This is a genomic window from Thermomicrobiales bacterium, assembly GCA_041390825.1.
GTDB lineage: Bacteria > Chloroflexota > Chloroflexia > Thermomicrobiales > UBA6265 > JAMLHN01.
Genome location: JAWKPF010000005.1, coordinates 136,837 through 153,105 on the forward strand (window position 1 = coordinate 136,837; position 16,269 = coordinate 153,105).

The following is a 16,269-nucleotide window of genomic DNA, read 5'->3' on the forward strand; positions in this document are numbered from 1 at the left end:
CGGTTACCCCTAAACCGGCGGTCGGTTGGCCGCCCATGGCGCGGCGGCTTCGAACGCCGCCGATGCGGCGATGACCGTACCGTCGTCATGCCAGCGCCCGACCAACTGCAGACCGACCGGCATCCCATCCGACGCGAACCCACACGGGACGGTTGCTGCCGGCGTGCCGGTCAAGTTGAAGGGATAGGTGAAGGCAGTCCAGCCGAGATAGGTCATTGCGCGCCCCTGGATCTCGGGTGGAAAGTCGAGTCCGGCGGCAAACGCGGTGCACGGCATGGTGGGACAGACAAACAGGTCGAAGTTGGTCATGAACTGTCGCCAGGTTTCGTAGTACTCCGCGCGGCGTTGCTGCTGACGTGTCAACTCGGCGGCGGTGACTGTCAGCCCGTATTCGACCACCTTCTTGCGGCCCGGGTCGATCTGCCCGGACACCTCGTTCAGATTGTCGATGTGCATCGATCCCATGGCCGCGGCCCAGAGGTCGTCGATGATCTGCCAGGGGTCCGGGAGTCCCGGGTGCGCCTCGACAACTTCGGCTCCCAGATCACGCAGCAGCCGCACTTGCTGCTCGCAAATCGCGGCGATCTCGGGTTCGATGGCGGCATATCCCAGATCCGCGCTCCAGGCAATGCGCCAGCCCTTGAGCGAACGGTTCTCGCAGAAGGTCAGGTAGTCCAGGTTCGAGGACCAGGAAAACCGGTCGCGCGGGTCTTCGCCGACGATCACATTGAGCAGCAACGCCGAGTCGGCCACCGTGCGCGTCATCGGCCCCAGGTGCGCGACATCGGCGATCGCGCTCGGGGGAAAGGTGGGAACCAGCGCGAAGGACGGTTTCAATCCATAGATGCCGCAAAACGACGATGGGATGCGGATCGATCCGGCGCCGTCACCTCCCTGGGTGAGCGGACCCATGCCCGCCGCGACGGCCGCCGATCCGCCTCCCGTGGAACCACCGGCAGTGCGATCCAGATTCCAGGGATTGCGCGTGGTGCCCGAGACGAGATTGGTCGTTTCGCCTTTCCATCCGAATTCTGGCGAATTGGTCTTGCCGAGCATGACCGAACCGGCGTTCTTGACGCGTTCGACAAAGACCGCGTCGATGTCCGGCACCCAATTCTCATAGAGCCTGGAACCGCGGGTGGTGCGAATCCCCTTGGTTGCCGTCAAGTCCTTGATCGAAATCGGAACTCCCAGGAGATCGCCCGCGATGCCCGCTTGCCACGACTGTTCGGCCAGCCTGGCTTGCTCCATGGCGAGATCGCCAGTTACGGTGACATAGGCATTCACCGCGGGGTCGACCCGTTCGATCTGCGCCAGAATGGCTGTGGTAACTTCGACCGGGGAAAGCGAGCGATCGCGATAGCGCGCCAGCATTTCGGTGGCGGGCATGAAACACAAGTCGTCGCTCACAAGCTCTCCTTTGTCGTTCGACCTTCGAATGTGCAGGCATCGTACAGCGCGGAAAGGGTTCCATGCATCAGGACTATATCCTTCGGATGATCCAGCAGATGGGACTCTTTGTAACGGGCATTTTGCAACGCCGCAAGGACGGAAACGACGAACAGGCGCTCATCGACATCGAAGAGGCCTACGGCCGCATGACCGGGCTGCATGCGTCGCTGGTGCATGGGCTGAGCGAGGACGATCTGGTGAACATGATGACCGCGCAGGGTTCGATCCATCCTGAGCGGTTCGTCGCGATGGCGATCCTGTTGCACGAGGAAGGCGACATCTACTCCGACCACAACCAGATCGATGAGGCGCTTCCCCGCATGCAGAAGGCGCTCCGCCTCTATCTGGAAGCATGGGAACGATCCGACGTACTCCGGAATGAAACGATTCCCGGTCTCGATCAGACCATCGGCTGGATGGCCGGCTATCCGGTCACCGACGAAACCCGGCTGCTCCTGCTCGACTACCTGGAGGAGAAAGGCCGCTTCGACGAAGCCGAGAATCTGGTGCTCGACTGGGTCGACGGCGAATCCGATGACGCCATCGGCTATGCAACCGATTTCTACCAGCGGTTGCTCACGCTCGAGGATGCCGAGCTGATCGTTGGCGGTCTCACCCGCGACGAGGTCCGCGCCGGCCTCGACGCGCTCGGCTAGCGGCTGAACCGGCCCTGCGCAGCGCCAGCGGCAATGGCGCGGTCGAGGTCGATGGTGATTGGACCATCGGCCGAAAGCGTGACAGTGACGTCGTCCGAGGTCTTGATCTCGAGTTCGCGCTCTCCATCGAGCGCGATCGTCCCCGTCGCTGGCCGAAATGTGACCGAATCGCCGAATGCGAGCAGTGCCTTGCCGGCGATCGGGATGGAACGCAGCAAACCGGGGGCAACGGGCGCAAGAAGGCGATCCGTCTCGCCGCCCACGGTGACATGCGCCCCCGCGCTGGCGCCTGCGGCCTCGGGGAACAGCAGTCCCCCGATACTGCAAATGCCGATCGCGGACGGAACGATGCGGGAAACCACCAGCTCGCTGACATGAGACGCGTCCCACAGCGCGCGCGCTCCCACCCATTGATGCGCGGAGAGAACTGCGTCGATCAATGCCAGGTCGCGCAGCTCGCCATTGACGGAGATGTCCAGTTTGGGTTGCCGCGCGACGGCAGCTGGAGCAAGACCGGTTGCCACCAGCGCGGTGGCGATGCCAGCCAGCGTCCCTTCGACCATGCGCGGAAAGACATTATTCGTTCCAGTCGAGATTGGCATGAGCGGCACATCGCGGCAGCCCTTGGCCACGACCCGGTTCGTGCCGTCGCCGCCGAGCGTAACGATGGCGCCGACCCCCAGGTCAGCCAGCCGTTGCGTGGCCTCGAGCGAGTCGCCGTGGTTGCCGAGCACCGGCATTGGCAACGGATGCAACGCACAGGCGAGTGCAATATCGTTCGCTGCGCGGGGAACGATGCCGAAGAGATCGGGCAAATAGTGGACCTGCTCGATACCCAGGTCCGACGCGGCCAGCAGGACGCGCCGGACGATGTTGATCTTTTCGTGGTTGTCGAACGTGGAGCCGTGCGCCACGATCCGGCGAATGTCCTTGCCGGATGCCGGATTCGCAATGATCCCGATCGACGGACCGTTTGGCATCAGGCGAGCGACCGCACGAAGCGGTCGATGGCGTTGGCCACCTCGGCCGCACGCTCCACCTGAGGCACATGACCCGTTTCCGGCAGCACCTTCAGGAGCGCATCCGGGAAGACGGTCAGCGCCGCCACAGCGTCAGACAATGGGATCACACGGTCGTTCTCACCCCAGATCAGCAAGACTGGCTTGTCGATGCGCGATAGATGGTCGACCAATCCGAACGACTGCTTGCCCCCGGCGAACGCCGCCTGCGCGACTGCCTGTTGCGCCGCCCAGCCACCGTCTTCCTGGAACCCGGCCATTTCGTCCACGCCGCGGTCGGTGACCAGCTTCTGATCTTCGAAGAAGAGCGACAACAAGCCGCGCGCGGTCTCGGCGCCGCCATCGGTCGCCATGAGATCGAGCAACTCCTGTCCAATCTCGGAGCCCAGCGCCGCGCTGTCGATCAGCACCAGACCCGCGACGAGGTCGGGATGCTCGAGCGCCAGACCGAGCGCCACCGCGCCGCCGAGCGAGTGCCCGACGATGACCGCGGGTTTGCGCTTGCCGCTACTCAGGGTGGCAGCCACATCTGCCGCCAAGCCGGAGAGCGAATAGTCGGCATCTGCCGGGGCGGTCTTGCTCGATCCGCCATGTCCGGGCAGGTCGACCGCGGTCATGCGATGACCGCCTGCCATTCCGCCCATGACGAGCTGCCAACTGCTAAGCGAACCGCCAAGGCCATGGATGAAGACGACGGGCGTGTTCGATTTCGGCCCGGCTTCGAGGAAATGAACCTCTCGCCCATCGGCAAGGGTCGCCATGCGGTCGGCGGGAGACGGATCGATGTTCTCATCGGCGGCCCGCTGTACATCGTCGCTCGTGATGCGTCCGCCAGGACCGGTTGCCTCGACATCGGCCAGGTCGACGCCAAGATCGGCCGCCAGCTTCTTCGCGGCCGGCGAGGCGTTGATGCGCCCGCTGGCATCTCGGCCGGCGGCACGGCGCTCGCGAGCCGCGGCGGGCGCGCCGGCCGCCGCAGCTGCCGGGGCTTGCACATCGGTCGCGATCAGGGCGGTGAGCTCGTCGTCTGACAGGGTCTCACCTTCAGCCAGGATGATCCCGATCGGACCGGAAACCTCGACCTCGCTGCCGGCTGGAGCGACGATGCGATAGAGCACCCCGCTCGCGGGCGCGCCGACATCATCGACGGCTTTCTCGGTCTCGACGGTGAGAAGCATGTCCCCCTCGGAGACCTCCGCGCCCTCGTCGACCAGCCAGTCGACGATGGTGCCTTGGGTCATGGTCAGACCCCATTTGGGCATTTTGACGATGGTTGCCATGTCTACTCCGAAGCTAGACGATCTCGCGGACGGTCTGGGCGATCTTCTCCGGGCTAGGAATGTAGAACTGCTCCAGCGGCGGACTGAACGGCACCGGTGTATGCGGGGCGGTCACCATCTTGATCGGGGCGTCCAGCAGATCGAATCCCTTGTCGGCCACCATGGCGGCGATATCCGATGCCGCCGAGCAGCGCGGATTGTCCTCGTCCACGATGACCAGCCGGTGCGTCTTCTCGACCGACGACAGAATCATGTCCTCGTCCAGCGGCGAGAGCGTGCGCGGATCGATGACCTCGACTTCGATTCCCTCACCGGCCAGGGCCCTGGCCGCGGCGAGCGACTGGTTGACCATGCGCGAAATCGCGACGATGGTGACATCTTCGCCAGCGCGCTTGATGTCGGCCTTTCCAAGCGGAATCCCCTCGTCGCCATCGGGCACCTCGCCCTTGATGCCATAGAGGACCTTGTTCTCGAAGAACATGACCAGATCGTCGTCGCGGATAGCGGAGAGCAGGAGCCCCTTCGCGTCAGCGGGGGTCGAGGGGATGACGGTCTTGATCCCCGGCATATGGGTGAAGACGGAGTAGTGGCAGCCAGAGTGCTGCGCGGCGGCGTTGACTCCGGCGCCGATCTGGGTGCGGATCACCATGGGGCAGCTTGCCTTGCCGCCGAACATGTAGCGCAGTTTGGCGCCCTGGTCGAAGATCTGATCCATGCAGCAGCCGAAAAAGTCGACGAACATGAGCTCTGCCACCGGACGAAGCCCGGTGGCGGCCGCGCCGACTGCCGCGCCGATGAAGCCTGCTTCGGTAATTGGGGTGTCGAGCACGCGGTCGCGCCCGAACTCCTGCACAAGGTTCTTGGTGACACCCATCGGACCGCCCCAGGCATCTTCATCGATGAGATGGTCCACGTTCGCGCCACCGGCAATATCCTCGCCGAGCAGGATCACATTCGGATCCTCGCGCATCGCAATGCGCAGCGCCTCATTGAGGGCGTCTTTCATCGACATCGTTCGAGTTTCACGTGCCACGGCGACCATAGCGGTACTCCTTTGTCCGGCTAGTAGGAAACGTAGACGTTCGTCAGGGTGTCTTCGGGTTTCGGCCAGGAAGCCGCCTTGGCCGCTTCCCAGGACTGGTCGAGGGCGTCGATCACTCGGCGGTCGATCGCGTCGAGCTCCTCCTTGGTTGCCAGGTCGTGATCGACCAGATAGGCGCGCAGACCAGTGATGGGGTCGCGGTCGCGGTAACGCGCCACTTCTTCGTCGGTGCGATAGGTGATGGTGTCGCCCTGGAAATGGCCGTAGAAGCGATAGGTCTTCGCTTCGATCAGGGTGGGACCCTGGCCCTTCCGGGCTCGATCGATCGCTGCTCCGGCCGCTTCGTACACGGAGAAGAAATCGAGACCGTCCACTACGATGCCGGGAATGTCGTACGCGGCCGCGCGGTTGGCGATGTCTCCCACCGAGACGGCATAGGACGTTGGGGTCGATTCAGCGTACCCGTTGTTCTCGCAGACGAAGATCACCGGCAGCTTCCAGATGGCGGCGAGATTGAGCGCCTCGTGGAACGTGCCCTGGTTCGAGGCTCCATCACCAAAGAACGACACGGCAACTGCGCCAGTGCCACGCACCTTGGCGGTGAGAGCCGCGCCGCACGCAAGTGGAAGACCCGCCCCCACGATGCCGTTGGCGCCGAGCATCCCCTTGTCCACGTCGGCGATGTGCATAGAGCCGCCCTTGCCGTGGCAGACGCCGGTCGATTTCCCCATCAGCTCGGCCACCATGCCGGGGATGTCGACGCCCTTGGCGATGCAGTGCCCGTGTCCCCGGTGGGTGCTGGTGATGTAGTCGTCGTCGGTCAGGTGGGAGCAGATCCCCACGGCGACGGCTTCTTCGCCGGCGTACAGGTGGACGAACCCCGGGACCAGACCATCGGCGAAGTTCTTGCCGGCGGCGTCCTCGAACGTGCGTATTTCCACCATCCTGGTGTATGCGTCGAGTAGTCGCTCTCGATCGGGAAGAGAAGTCGTCATTGGCTGCCTCCGTCCTGGGAATCCGTTGTCGATGCGCTCTCTTATACGGTAGAAGCTGTTTTCAGGCAACCGCACCATCCACAGATGGATTGACGAAAACGTAACTAAATGGTTACATATTGACATGGACGTGTTCGATGCCATTGCCGACCCGAATCGCCGGGAGATCCTGATGCTACTGCGCCACCAGCGCATGAGCGCTGGCGCGATTGCCCGGCATTTCTCCATCAGCCGTCCCGCGGTCAGCCGGCATCTGCGGATCCTGCGGGAGGCGGGGTTGGTGGAGGCGCGCACCATCGGACGAGCGCGCGAATATGCATTGGCCGTTGGACGGCTCGATGTGGTGCGCGACTGGCTGCAGGCGTTCGAGCCTCGTGTGCCCGAATCGGTGCTGGACGCGTTCGAGACCGAGGTCTATCGGACCCGTCGAGAGCGTCGCGCAGAGCTACGTGATGCTGCACTACTCGAGGAGGAAAGCGCATGACTCAGGCACCAACTGGACGTATCGAGTGCTCACAACCTGCGCCGTTGTTGATCTACGAACGGCGCCTGCCCGCGCCGATCGACGTGGTGTGGGAAGCGTTGACCGTATCGGAACGAACGGCGCGCTGGTATGGGAGCTGGACGGGAACCCCGGGCGCCGGAAACACGATTCGCGTGACCTGGACGGCCGAGGAGGGAGCCCCGTCCGAGGAGATGACGATCGTAGCGTGCGAACCTCCCCGGTTGTTGACACTCTCCGGCGGCCCGGACCCCGAGTTCCCCTATCTGATCACCGTCGAGCTCTGGGAAGAGGGCGGCGGGACGCGGCTCGAGTTCCGGCAACCGATGTGGGGTGAGGCGAATCCAGCCATGTTGGGAACTGGATGGGAGTTCTATCTCGACCGGCTGGCGGCGTATCTCGCAGGGGATGCGGAACTGCCAGCCTGGGATGACCGGTACTTCGCCATGCAGCCGCACTACGAGGAACTCCAGGCTGCGATGGCAACCTGCGCCGATCGCGAATCGGCTTAGGAATCGGGCAATCCCACCGCCAGACCGTCGTTACCCTGAGCGCCCCAACATGCCATGAAACGGTCCCAGGGGACTTCGAATTCGTACTGCCGTTCCCAGTTGGTGTCGGTCGGACCGAGCAGATCGCGAATGACGACCACGTCGTCGTTGTAGCCGATGACCACCATGGCGTGATCGTTGCTCAGCACGACCTGGATCTGCTTGCCCTCGGGAGTTATCCAGGTGGCTGGGGTCCAGTCCTTGAAATCGACCGTGATCTTGATCCAGATCAGGCGGCCGCGGTCGAGATGATTCTTGATGCGTTGCTGCGACTTGATGACCTTCGTGTAGAGGCCATAGTGCTGAAAGACCTGCCGCATTACCGGGCCAGTCGTCCGGCAGAGAAAATTCCAGGTGTAGTCGCCAGAGTAAGAGGTGGTGATGTCGCCGCCATAGATGAACACGCCGGTGTCGGTCCACTCGTAATACGGTTCGAGCCGGTAATCGATCGGCATGAGCTGGAGTTGTTCGGCCATGGTCGTTTCGATGCCGAACGTTTTGAGAATGGCCCAGGACGCATCGAACTCGCAGGAGTAGGTGTAGAAAGGACCCGTCTTGCAGGCCGTCGGAACGTAGGCGGTGTACTCGGCGGGATCGCGCCACGGTATCGGGTTGTTGAGGACGGGGACATTCTCCGCTGCTGTTGGCCGAGTCAATACGACGCCGCCTGCCAGTGAAGCGACAGTGCCGGAAATGAGCGCTCGCCGAGTGAAGGAACGTGAGACTTGGGTCATTGCGAATTCGCTTTGCGCGGGAAAGAAACCTATTGACAGATCAGGGAATTGGGGGTTCGTTCGGCGAAAATCGCTTTCGCACGCTCGGGCAATTGTGCCGAAAGAACAGCTAGCTGGGCAAATTCTTTGACTTTTCGTGAGTATCGTCCATACTTCGCGACACTCAAACGGACGGCAGACCGTATACGTTTTTCGGAGAGGAGAAACTTGTGAAGCGATTTGCGCAGCGTAGCGCGTGGCTCTATAGCCTGATGGCTGTGGTACTGGTGGCGGGTTCCGTCTTTGCCGCATTCTCGTCTGGAGCGAATGCGCAGGACGAGAAGGTGCTCCGCATTCATCAATCGACGTTCCCGGAGAACCTCGACCCACAAAAGTCGTCGTTCACCTCCGAGATCGCGGTGTTGGCGCTCAACTATGAGGGCCTCACTCGACAGGATAGCGAACTGAACACCGTGCCGGCCGCTGCCGAGAGCTGGGAGTTCAACGAAGACGCAACCCAGCTGACGTTCCATATTCGTGACGGTCTGACTTATAGCGACGGCACGCCGATCACGTCCGAGAATTTCCGGTTCGCGGTGGAGCGCACGTGCGATCCGAACACGGCTGGTGAATACCAGGGCATCCTGTTCGAGATCACCGGTTGCGCGGATTTCGCAGCAGTCGACCCGGCCGACTCAACCGCCTATGACACCGCCAAGGCGGCGCTGGGCGCGACCACGCCGGACGAGAAGACGCTGGTTCTGAATTTCTCGGTTCCGGCTCCGTACTATGCGACCGTGGCCAGCCTCTGGGTCTTCTATCCGGTTCGCGCGGACCTGGTCACCGGCGCCGCCGAGGACTGGTGGAAGGATCCTGCGAAGCAGATCGGCAACGGTCCGTTCCAGATGACCGGCTATGACGAGGGGCTCCAGATCAGCTTCGAGGCCAACCCGAACTACTGGGGTGGCTCGCCGCTGCTGAACGGTATCGAGTACGTCTACCAGGGTGAGTCCGCGATCGCCATCGAGGCCTTCCGCGCGGGTGACCTCGACATCGTCGACGTCGATGCGTCGCAGCTCCCGGCGGTCTCGGCCGATTCATCGCTGTCCGAGAACCTGGTGCAATACGCGGTGGCTTCGAGCTACCAACTTTCGTTCAACCTGAACATGGAGCCGTTCAACGATATCAAGGTGCGCCAGGCATTCTCCCAGGCGTTCGACCGCGAGACCTACTGCGGCGTCATCCGGAATGGCGACTGCCTGCCAACCCTGAGCTGGATCCCGCTCGGACTGCCGGGCTCGATCGAGACCGATCTCTACGGCTTCGATCCGGAAGCCGCCAAGGCCGCGCTGGCGGAGTCTTCCTATGGCTCTGCCGAAGCACTGCCGGAGATCACCATGTACTTCAACAGCAACGACTCGGCGAATACCGCTCGCGCCGAATGGGTCGCTGGCCAGTACAAGGAGATTCTGGGCGTCGACATCACCCTGGCTCCGACGGAAGGCACGGCACTGACCGCCCTGCGCAAGGATCCGTCCACCTTCCCACAGATGCTGCTGGTCGGTGGCTGGATTCAGGACTACCCGGATCCGCAGAACTGGTTGAGCGTCTACTGGAAGTGTGACGCTGCATTCGCCCAGCGCTTCGGCTATTGCAACGAAGAGCTCGATGCAATCCTGGCAAAGGCGGACACCTCCACCGACCAGGCCGAGCGCCTCGCGCTGTACCAGCAGGCCGGTGAGATGTTGGTGAACGACATCCCAGGTCCGTTCCTCTACAACGGAACCCAGACATCGCTCGTCAACCCGAACGTGACCGGCTATACCGCCACGGCGCTCGACGCCGAATGGCCCGGCCAGTTCACGTCGCTGCTGACGATCGACAAGACGTCCTAGCTACACATGCGAAGGGGCGGAAGCAGTTGCTTCCGCCCCTTCATCGTGCATACTTCGAGCATCCGTCTTTTCATACATATCAGTCGACGCGCTCGTGAGCGCTTGCGGTACCCGCCATGTTGCACTTCATTATCAACCGAATCCTTTGGATGATCCCGGTTGTCATCGTCGTCGCGGCAGTCACCTTCTTCCTCATGTACCGCGCCCCGGGAGGGCCGTGGGATCGTGAGAAACCGCTACCTCAGACGACGATCGATCAGCTGAACCGCAAGTTCTCGCTCGACAAACCTCGCTGGATCGACACCGCGGCGCTGTCCGACGAGTGGGACGAGGGAACCCGCAACCCGCTCGTGCTCGGTCAGGCGCTGGTCGACACGCAGTTCTTCAACTACCTGGCCAACGTTTTTCGAGGCGATCTGGGACCCACCTATGCGTCGCGTGGCACCGAGAGCGTGCAATCAGTGATCGCCAACAAGTTCCCGGTCTCGCTCAAGCTCGGGGTCGTGGCGGTTCTCTTTGCCATCGTCATTGGCATCCCGCTCGGGCTTGCGTCCGCCATGCGGCAGAACTCGGCCATCGACTATGCCTGCATGTTCTCGTCGACACTCGGCATTGCTGTCCCGACCTTCGTCAGCGGACTCATCCTCCTCATTTTCATGAGCCGGCTCCTGGGAATATCGCCAATCAGGCGTCCCGAGGAATGGCAAGGGCTTTTTAGCACCGCCTATCTCCTGCCGGGCATCGTGCTGGGTCTTGGCACCACTGCCTATGTCACCCGGCTTACCCGCGCGAGTGTGCTCGAGATCAAGCAACAGGATTACGTACGCACTGCGCGCGCGAAGGGACTCGGAGCACCGACGGTTACCCGGCGTCACATCCTGCGCAACGCACTGCTGCCGGTGGTGACGATTCTTGGCCCTGCTGCTGCTGACCTGATTACTGGCTCGATCATCATCGAGACCATTTTCGGTGCTCCCGGACTGGGGAGCACCTTCGTCACCTCGATTGGCAAGCGAGACTACTCCACGCTCGTCGGGATCACGATCTTCTACGCTGTGTTGATTGCTGTTGCGAACTTGCTGGTCGACATTAGCTACGGCTTCCTCGATCCACGCATCAGGACCACCCGATGACCGCCCGTGAACCGCTCGCCGATCTGGTGATGGAGTCGCCGTCGCTTGCGACCGCGGCCGACGAGACACGCACTGCCGATATGCCCACCCTGGGCGACCTGACAATGACCAAGAAGCCCCGCAGCCTCTGGTCAGATGCCTGGCGGCGCTTCCGCAAGAACAAGATTGCGCTGGTTGGCCTGGGGTACCTGATCTTCCTCATCGTTGTCGCGATCTTTGCGCCCGTGCTGGCGACCCAGAACCCGGTGAAAGCCGATGTCGCGACTGCCGGAACCCTGCGTCAAGCCGCGTGGGTGTCGGACCCGAATCCCCTCAAGACCGGTGATTGGGCGTATCCGCTCGGCACCGACTCGATCGGTCGCGATGTCTGGAGCCGCCTGATCTACGGGACGCGCGTGTCGCTGATCGTCGGTTTCATCCCCATGATCGTCATTCTCTCGATCGGCGTGCCGTTTGGGTTGATTGCCGGCTATGCCGGTGGGCGCCTGGACAACTTGATGATGCGCATCACCGATGTCGTTTACGCGTTTCCCGCGCTCCTGCTGGCGATCATCATGCAGATCTCGTTTGGCGACACTGCCTTCGGACAACTGCTCAACGGGCTGGTGTTGCTCTTTGTGAGCCTATCGATCGTCAATTGGACCGGCGTAGCCCGTCTCGTGCGCGGCACCACCATCTCGTTGAAAGAAAAGGAATTCGTCGAAGCGGCGCGTGCCTCAGGGGCCTCACATGCCAACATCATGCGGAGGCATGTGTTTCCGAACACGTTGAATTCCATCATCGTGGCGGCCGCGTTCGTGATCCCAAGCGCCATCATCTCGGAAGCCGTGCTGAGCTATCTGGGAGTTGGGCTGGCGCCGAGTGTGAATCCGGACACCCCGTTCCCGACCAGTTGGGGGCAGATGATCCTGGACGGCTCCAAGTTCTATCAGGCGCAACTGTGGATGTTGTTGGGGCCAGCGCTGGCAATCGCACTGATTACGCTTGCCTTCACGTTCGTGGGTGACGGTCTGCGCGATGCGCTCGATCCACGCGGTCAGGACTAACGGACCGAGCGTTCGAAGATCAGCTCGAGCCCGTCGATCTCGTCCATTTGTTCGCCGACCTGCACGAAGCCGTAGTGGTCGATCGTTGCAAGTGACGCGGCATTGTCTGGGCTGACGGATGCGCGGACCACTTCGACCGCCGGCTGTTCGGCCGCGTAGTCGATCAGCGCGCCCAATGTGGCGGTGGCGTACCCGCGGCGACGGTATTCTGGGTGGATGGTGTAGCCAACCTCGACCATCCCATTCTCATCCGGGGGACCATGAAACCCGGCATGTCCCACGATGGCGCCGGTCGACCGATCGAGGATCAGACGCACCAGCCAGGTGGCGGAGGGGGGATCCTCGCGGAGCTGATTCAAACGGAAATTCCAAAGCCAGGAGTCTTCGAGGAGGACGGGCGGGAGCGGACGGCCGAACTCGTCGCTCGCCCGTTCGATCGAGCCCGCAACCAGGGCTGCCAGAACGCGATCGGAGAGGATCGCGAGCTCGACCGAAGGGAGCTGTTTGGTTGGCCGGGGGTCATCCAGCACAGTTCACCGTGGAGGATTCACCGGCCAGGGAACCGCACTCAACCTCTGCGAGCTGCTTGCCCATCGAGGAAAGCCTGGTTCCGAAGAATCCGCGAAGTCCGGAGAGGATACTCGGCTTCGCTTGGCGTGTTGCGACGGCAGACCGCAACGTACGATTCGACACTTCGCGCTGTTTTTCCATCATCTGATTTCGCATCGCAATTTCGATGCCTGGTCCAATCTGCACCTTATTGCTCCTTATCTCACACTGGTTCCACTTACGCTGGCTCTGCTCGAGCGGGTGCGGCGCCTCTTACTTGCCACACTCCAAGCATGCCGCCTTCGGCGTGATACCGGTATCCAGCAAATGACGTATTCGGGTCTACGTATACGTCATCAACTGGTCACCGGACTCCATCCGCTCGGTCTACGGCACACAGTGCGAACCAAATTCCTTGTAGCGCGGCGGTTCCTCAGCGTGATAGTCCCGGCAGAGCATCACGAGCCGGTCGAGAAAGATATCGAAGAGCGCTTTCCCTTTTTCGGCCGACGCCACGAATGGATCACCCATGACCCCATTCTCCATCTCCCGCCGCCGCTCGGGGAAGATGGCGTACTTCTGCACCTCTGGACTGAAGTGCCTGCGCCATACGTCTTTGACCATCAGCGACGAATCGATGAGGTCACCGCGCAGATACATTTGCAGGCTGGTTTCCCACTCTCCGCCATGCCCGATGCTGTCGTCGGCGTCACTCATTGCCTTCAGTTCATCGAGCGCCATGTTCCAGTAGGTGAGCGCCAGCGCCCAGACATCTTCTTCGGCCAGCTTTACCGAAGCTACCCAAGTGGGCGCCTCATTGCCGCCGTGGCCATTGAGCAGGATGATGCGGTGGAAGCCGTTGGCCCAGATGCTGCGCGATACATCGCAGAGCACGGCAATGAACACTTCGAGCCCGAGCGTGATCGTGCCGACTTCGCCCATGTTGTAGTGGGTAAACCCATAGGTCACCGGCGGAGCGACGATCACCGGGAAATCCTCGATGGCCTCTGCGGCGCGAATCGCGAGGTGATACGGGATCGAAATGTCGACATCCATCGGGCAATGCGGTCCGTGTTGTTCCACGGAGCCGACTGGCACGATCACCACAGGGCGATCCCGCAACGCATCCATCAGCTCATGACGCAGCATCTCCTGCCAGAGCACTTTCTTTCCGGACGGTGGGCGAACGAGCATGGAACGGTCTCCTATCCCTGTTTCAGCGTCAACGCGCGCAAGCGCCGGCCAACGATGTCGGCTTCTTCTTCAGTCAATCCATGCGGCAGCACACCGACTCTCTTCTTGTCGGCAAGCGATTCAGCCGCGGCAATGGGGGGATCCCCGGCAAGCAGCGCGTTGATGAGCGCATAGCTGCCAATCCCGGTGATCGATTCGTCGATCTCCGCCCAGATGGCGGGATATCGGGCGGGAGGGGCCTCGGTGCGATGAATCGTGACGCCGGGAATACCGTCGAGCTGCTCATGCACGATATCGAGCACTCGGTCCCAACGCGCCCAATCGTCCTCGTCTTTTCCAGCGGCGAAGATCTTGAGCGCGGTGATGAGCCCAACGATTTCCTCGCGCCCTACCTTGAGGGCGCGGCCGAAGCCCTGCGTCGGCACACCGCGCACGCGGCCTTCGTCGATGTAGTGCCGTTTCGACCATGTTTCGGCGCGAACGTCCATGTCCTGGTGCTGCAACGCGACGGAATCGATCAGATCGCGACGCCCCGCCAGCACTCCGCTCGACTGCGGACCGCCGATCGCCTTCCCGCCCGAAAAGGCGACCAGATCGGCGCCATCGGCGATGAACTTTCGCAAGTTCGAGCGTGGCGGCAACTCGGCAGCTGCGTCGACGATGACCGGCACTCCCTTGGCATGGGCAATCTCGGCGACCTCCTTGAGCGGGAGAGTGCCCGGAGTGTCGAGAATTGGACAGAAGACCGCGACGGTTTCGTCTGTGATCGCTTCCTCGATTTGCCAGCCAAACGTGCCGCCAGCTCCGGGATAGCCAAGCGTGCCCACCTCCACGAATGTGATGCCTGCGGCCCGGACGGCGTGATCGTAGGCGTTGCGGTGCCCTTTCTGGACGACGACCTCGCGCTTCATGCCGGTGGTGTCGGGCAGGCGGTCCATCCTGGAGACGTCCATTCCGGCCAGGCAGGCAGCGGTACCCAGCGTGAGCGCTGCTGCGGCGCCAGTAGTGACATAACCCGCCTCGGCGCCCGTGATTTCGGCAATCACCGCGCCGGCGCTTGCCTGCAGCGCATCGATATGCACAAACGACGCGGCGGCTTCGTTCATGGCCGCCAGAACCTCGGGCGCCATGCGGCTGCCGCCGAGCCGTGTAAGCGTGGCCGCCGCGTTGATCACGGGAGTCACGCCAAGTTCCTGGTAGACCGACACGGTAGCTCGTCACCTCTTTCCGATGAAACCGAATTTCACGGCATCATAGGGGAGCCACTGGTAGAGGGCAACGGGGTATCCGGTGACTGAATTCAGGGCGCGGTCAGGTATCCGATGCCATCCCTGAGCCGGAGCTGCGGTCGTCCAGCAAGATCAGCGGTGGCCGACCGGGCCGTGCAGTTGTCGATGTCCAGCATCTTGAGTTGATCGATGGTTACAGGTGGCCGCAATCGCTTTGGCAGCGGTGACGATGCCTTGACAACGGATCTCACCAACCCGGCGGGAAGATGGATTTTCCTCCTGGACGTGCCAAGTTGACGCTGAACGAGATCGAGAATCTCGTCGTAGGTCAGAATGTCCGGACCGCCCAGGTCGTACGTCTGCCCAAATGAAGCTTTGTGGCCCACTGCCCACGCAACCGAACGCGCCACCTCAGTGACACTCACTGGCTGGAAGAGCGATCGGCCGGTTCCCACCACTGGAATGACCGGGAAACCGCGCACCACATCGGCCAACTGATTGATGAATCCGTCGTTCGGTCCAAACATGATCGACGGACGAAAAATCGTGAACGGAATGCCGCTTTGCCTGACAGCTTCCTCTGCCTGGAACTTGGCAGCGAAGTACGGGTAGTCCGGATCGTTCCGAACCCCCAACGCGCTCATGAAGATGATGTGCTCGACCCCGGCCCGTCGCGCTTCGGCAACCACATGTTCGGTGCCCTGGCGAATCACCCGGTCGAACGTTGCTTCGCCCTCCTCGGCGATGATCGCGACGAGGTGAACAACCGTGGCGCACCCCTCCATCGTTCCGCGCAACGAGTTGGCATTGGTGACGTCGCCAGTCACGCAAGCAACGCCCTGGTTGTGCGGTCGAACCGCATCGTTGCGCACGAGGAGCGTGAGCTGGCGCCCATGGAGCGCGTTCTGAACATTCGACCCGACGAATCCGGTCCCGCCCGTGATGAAGATCGAGCCGTTCGTTGGCATGCGCGACGTTCCCTTACGATGGCTCACCCGACCAGCAGAAACGTG

At 62.2% G+C, this 16,269-nt stretch carries 16 protein-coding genes; 6 read left to right on the forward strand and 10 right to left on the reverse strand.

Features of this window, described 5'->3' with window-relative positions:
* Window positions 1–9 precede the first annotated feature (9 nt).
* Window positions 10–1,410: an amidase gene (locus tag R2855_01865; GenBank protein ID MEZ4529751.1), complete on the reverse strand. Its 1,401-nt coding sequence runs from the start codon at window positions 1,408–1,410 to the stop codon at window positions 10–12.
* 62 nt (window positions 1,411–1,472) lie between these two features.
* On the opposite strand from R2855_01865, the gene R2855_01870 reads away from it, so the two are divergent.
* Window positions 1,473–2,108 (forward strand): DUF6483 family protein, encoded by a 636-nt coding sequence (locus tag R2855_01870; GenBank protein MEZ4529752.1) that lies wholly within the window; start codon window positions 1,473–1,475, stop codon window positions 2,106–2,108.
* Here the strand turns inward: R2855_01870 and R2855_01875 are convergent.
* From R2855_01875 to R2855_01890, 4 genes are read right to left on the reverse strand one after another with little or no spacing between them, the layout of a single operon-like run.
* On the reverse strand, window positions 2,105–3,088 hold the full coding sequence (locus R2855_01875) for an NAD(+)/NADH kinase (protein ID MEZ4529753.1): 984 nt from the start codon (window positions 3,086–3,088) through the stop codon (window positions 2,105–2,107). The two genes, R2855_01870 and R2855_01875, sit on opposite strands and share 4 nt — an antisense overlap.
* Window positions 3,088–4,407 carry an alpha/beta fold hydrolase gene (locus R2855_01880; protein MEZ4529754.1) on the reverse strand — a complete coding sequence of 440 codons (1,320 nt, stop codon included), beginning with the start codon at window positions 4,405–4,407 and terminating at the stop codon, window positions 3,088–3,090. Before R2855_01880 ends, R2855_01875 begins: the two co-directional genes overlap by 1 nt.
* Before the next feature lie 13 nt (window positions 4,408–4,420).
* Window positions 4,421–5,449 carry an alpha-ketoacid dehydrogenase subunit beta gene (locus R2855_01885; protein MEZ4529755.1) on the reverse strand — a complete coding sequence of 343 codons (1,029 nt, stop codon included), beginning with the start codon at window positions 5,447–5,449 and terminating at the stop codon, window positions 4,421–4,423.
* A 20-nt stretch (window positions 5,450–5,469) separates the two neighbouring features.
* Complete coding sequence (locus R2855_01890) at window positions 5,470–6,444, reverse strand: thiamine pyrophosphate-dependent dehydrogenase E1 component subunit alpha (GenBank protein ID MEZ4529756.1); 975 nt, start codon at window positions 6,442–6,444, stop codon at window positions 5,470–5,472.
* Between the two features lie 124 nt (window positions 6,445–6,568).
* Between R2855_01890 and R2855_01895 the strand changes: the two genes are divergently transcribed.
* Together R2855_01895 and R2855_01900 are read left to right on the forward strand one after the other, a co-directional pair.
* The gene (locus tag R2855_01895; protein MEZ4529757.1) at window positions 6,569–6,928 is read left to right on the forward strand and encodes a metalloregulator ArsR/SmtB family transcription factor; all 360 of its coding nucleotides are present in this window, start codon (window positions 6,569–6,571) and stop codon (window positions 6,926–6,928) included.
* Window positions 6,925–7,458 carry an SRPBCC domain-containing protein gene (locus R2855_01900; GenBank protein ID MEZ4529758.1) on the forward strand — a complete coding sequence of 178 codons (534 nt, stop codon included), beginning with the start codon at window positions 6,925–6,927 and terminating at the stop codon, window positions 7,456–7,458. Before R2855_01895 ends, R2855_01900 begins: the two co-directional genes overlap by 4 nt.
* Here R2855_01900 and R2855_01905 read toward each other — a convergent pair.
* Entirely contained in the window at window positions 7,455–8,231 is a 777-nt protein-coding gene (locus R2855_01905; protein ID MEZ4529759.1) for a C39 family peptidase, read from the reverse strand. The genes R2855_01900 and R2855_01905 overlap by 4 nt on opposite strands.
* A gap of 209 nt (window positions 8,232–8,440) precedes the next feature.
* Between R2855_01905 and R2855_01910 the strand changes: the two genes are divergently transcribed.
* From R2855_01910 to R2855_01920, 3 genes are all read left to right on the forward strand, one after another.
* The gene (locus R2855_01910; protein MEZ4529760.1) at window positions 8,441–10,105 is read left to right on the forward strand and encodes a peptide ABC transporter substrate-binding protein; all 1,665 of its coding nucleotides are present in this window, start codon (window positions 8,441–8,443) and stop codon (window positions 10,103–10,105) included.
* Between the two features lie 116 nt (window positions 10,106–10,221).
* Window positions 10,222–11,238: an ABC transporter permease gene (locus R2855_01915; protein ID MEZ4529761.1), complete on the forward strand. Its 1,017-nt coding sequence runs from the start codon at window positions 10,222–10,224 to the stop codon at window positions 11,236–11,238.
* Window positions 11,235–12,284 (forward strand): ABC transporter permease, encoded by a 1,050-nt coding sequence (locus R2855_01920; GenBank protein MEZ4529762.1) that lies wholly within the window; start codon window positions 11,235–11,237, stop codon window positions 12,282–12,284. The genes R2855_01915 and R2855_01920 overlap by 4 nt, the downstream gene beginning before the upstream one ends.
* On the opposite strand, the gene R2855_01925 is transcribed toward R2855_01920, so the two are convergent.
* The 4 genes from R2855_01925 to R2855_01940 form a co-directional block, all read right to left on the reverse strand.
* Window positions 12,281–12,814: a GNAT family N-acetyltransferase gene (locus R2855_01925; GenBank protein MEZ4529763.1), complete on the reverse strand. Its 534-nt coding sequence runs from the start codon at window positions 12,812–12,814 to the stop codon at window positions 12,281–12,283. The genes R2855_01920 and R2855_01925 overlap by 4 nt on opposite strands.
* A 406-nt stretch (window positions 12,815–13,220) precedes the next feature.
* Window positions 13,221–14,027: a creatininase family protein gene (locus R2855_01930; protein MEZ4529764.1), complete on the reverse strand. Its 807-nt coding sequence runs from the start codon at window positions 14,025–14,027 to the stop codon at window positions 13,221–13,223.
* Window positions 14,028–14,038: 11 nt separating this feature from the next.
* Entirely contained in the window at window positions 14,039–15,235 is a 1,197-nt protein-coding gene (locus R2855_01935) for an aminotransferase class V-fold PLP-dependent enzyme (protein MEZ4529765.1), read from the reverse strand.
* 92 nt (window positions 15,236–15,327) lie between these two features.
* Window positions 15,328–16,224, reverse strand: a complete 897-nt coding sequence (locus R2855_01940; protein ID MEZ4529766.1) for an NAD(P)H-binding protein — start codon at window positions 16,222–16,224, stop codon at window positions 15,328–15,330.
* Window positions 16,225–16,269 lie beyond the last annotated feature (45 nt).

Bases quoted from the DNA above. Each gene is read 5' to 3' on its own strand.
- R2855_01905 (MEZ4529759.1), bottom strand. From the start codon at position 8,231: ATGACCCAAGTCTCACGTTCCTTCACTCGGCGAGCGCTCATTTCCGGC.
- R2855_01875 (MEZ4529753.1), bottom strand. From the start codon at position 3,088: ATGCCAAACGGTCCGTCGATCGGGATCATTGCGAATCCGGCATCCGGC.
- R2855_01890 (MEZ4529756.1), bottom strand. From the start codon at position 6,444: ATGACGACTTCTCTTCCCGATCGAGAGCGACTACTCGACGCATACACC.
- R2855_01900 (MEZ4529758.1), top strand. From the start codon at position 6,925: ATGACTCAGGCACCAACTGGACGTATCGAGTGCTCACAACCTGCGCCG.
- R2855_01880 (MEZ4529754.1), bottom strand. From the start codon at position 4,407: ATGGCAACCATCGTCAAAATGCCCAAATGGGGTCTGACCATGACCCAA.
- R2855_01920 (MEZ4529762.1), top strand. From the start codon at position 11,235: ATGACCGCCCGTGAACCGCTCGCCGATCTGGTGATGGAGTCGCCGTCG.
- R2855_01895 (MEZ4529757.1), top strand. From the start codon at position 6,569: ATGGACGTGTTCGATGCCATTGCCGACCCGAATCGCCGGGAGATCCTG.
- R2855_01885 (MEZ4529755.1), bottom strand. From the start codon at position 5,449: ATGGTCGCCGTGGCACGTGAAACTCGAACGATGTCGATGAAAGACGCC.
- R2855_01940 (MEZ4529766.1), bottom strand. From the start codon at position 16,224: ATGCCAACGAACGGCTCGATCTTCATCACGGGCGGGACCGGATTCGTC.
- R2855_01915 (MEZ4529761.1), top strand. From the start codon at position 10,222: ATGTTGCACTTCATTATCAACCGAATCCTTTGGATGATCCCGGTTGTC.
- R2855_01870 (MEZ4529752.1), top strand. From the start codon at position 1,473: ATGCATCAGGACTATATCCTTCGGATGATCCAGCAGATGGGACTCTTT.
- R2855_01930 (MEZ4529764.1), bottom strand. From the start codon at position 14,027: ATGCTCGTTCGCCCACCGTCCGGAAAGAAAGTGCTCTGGCAGGAGATG.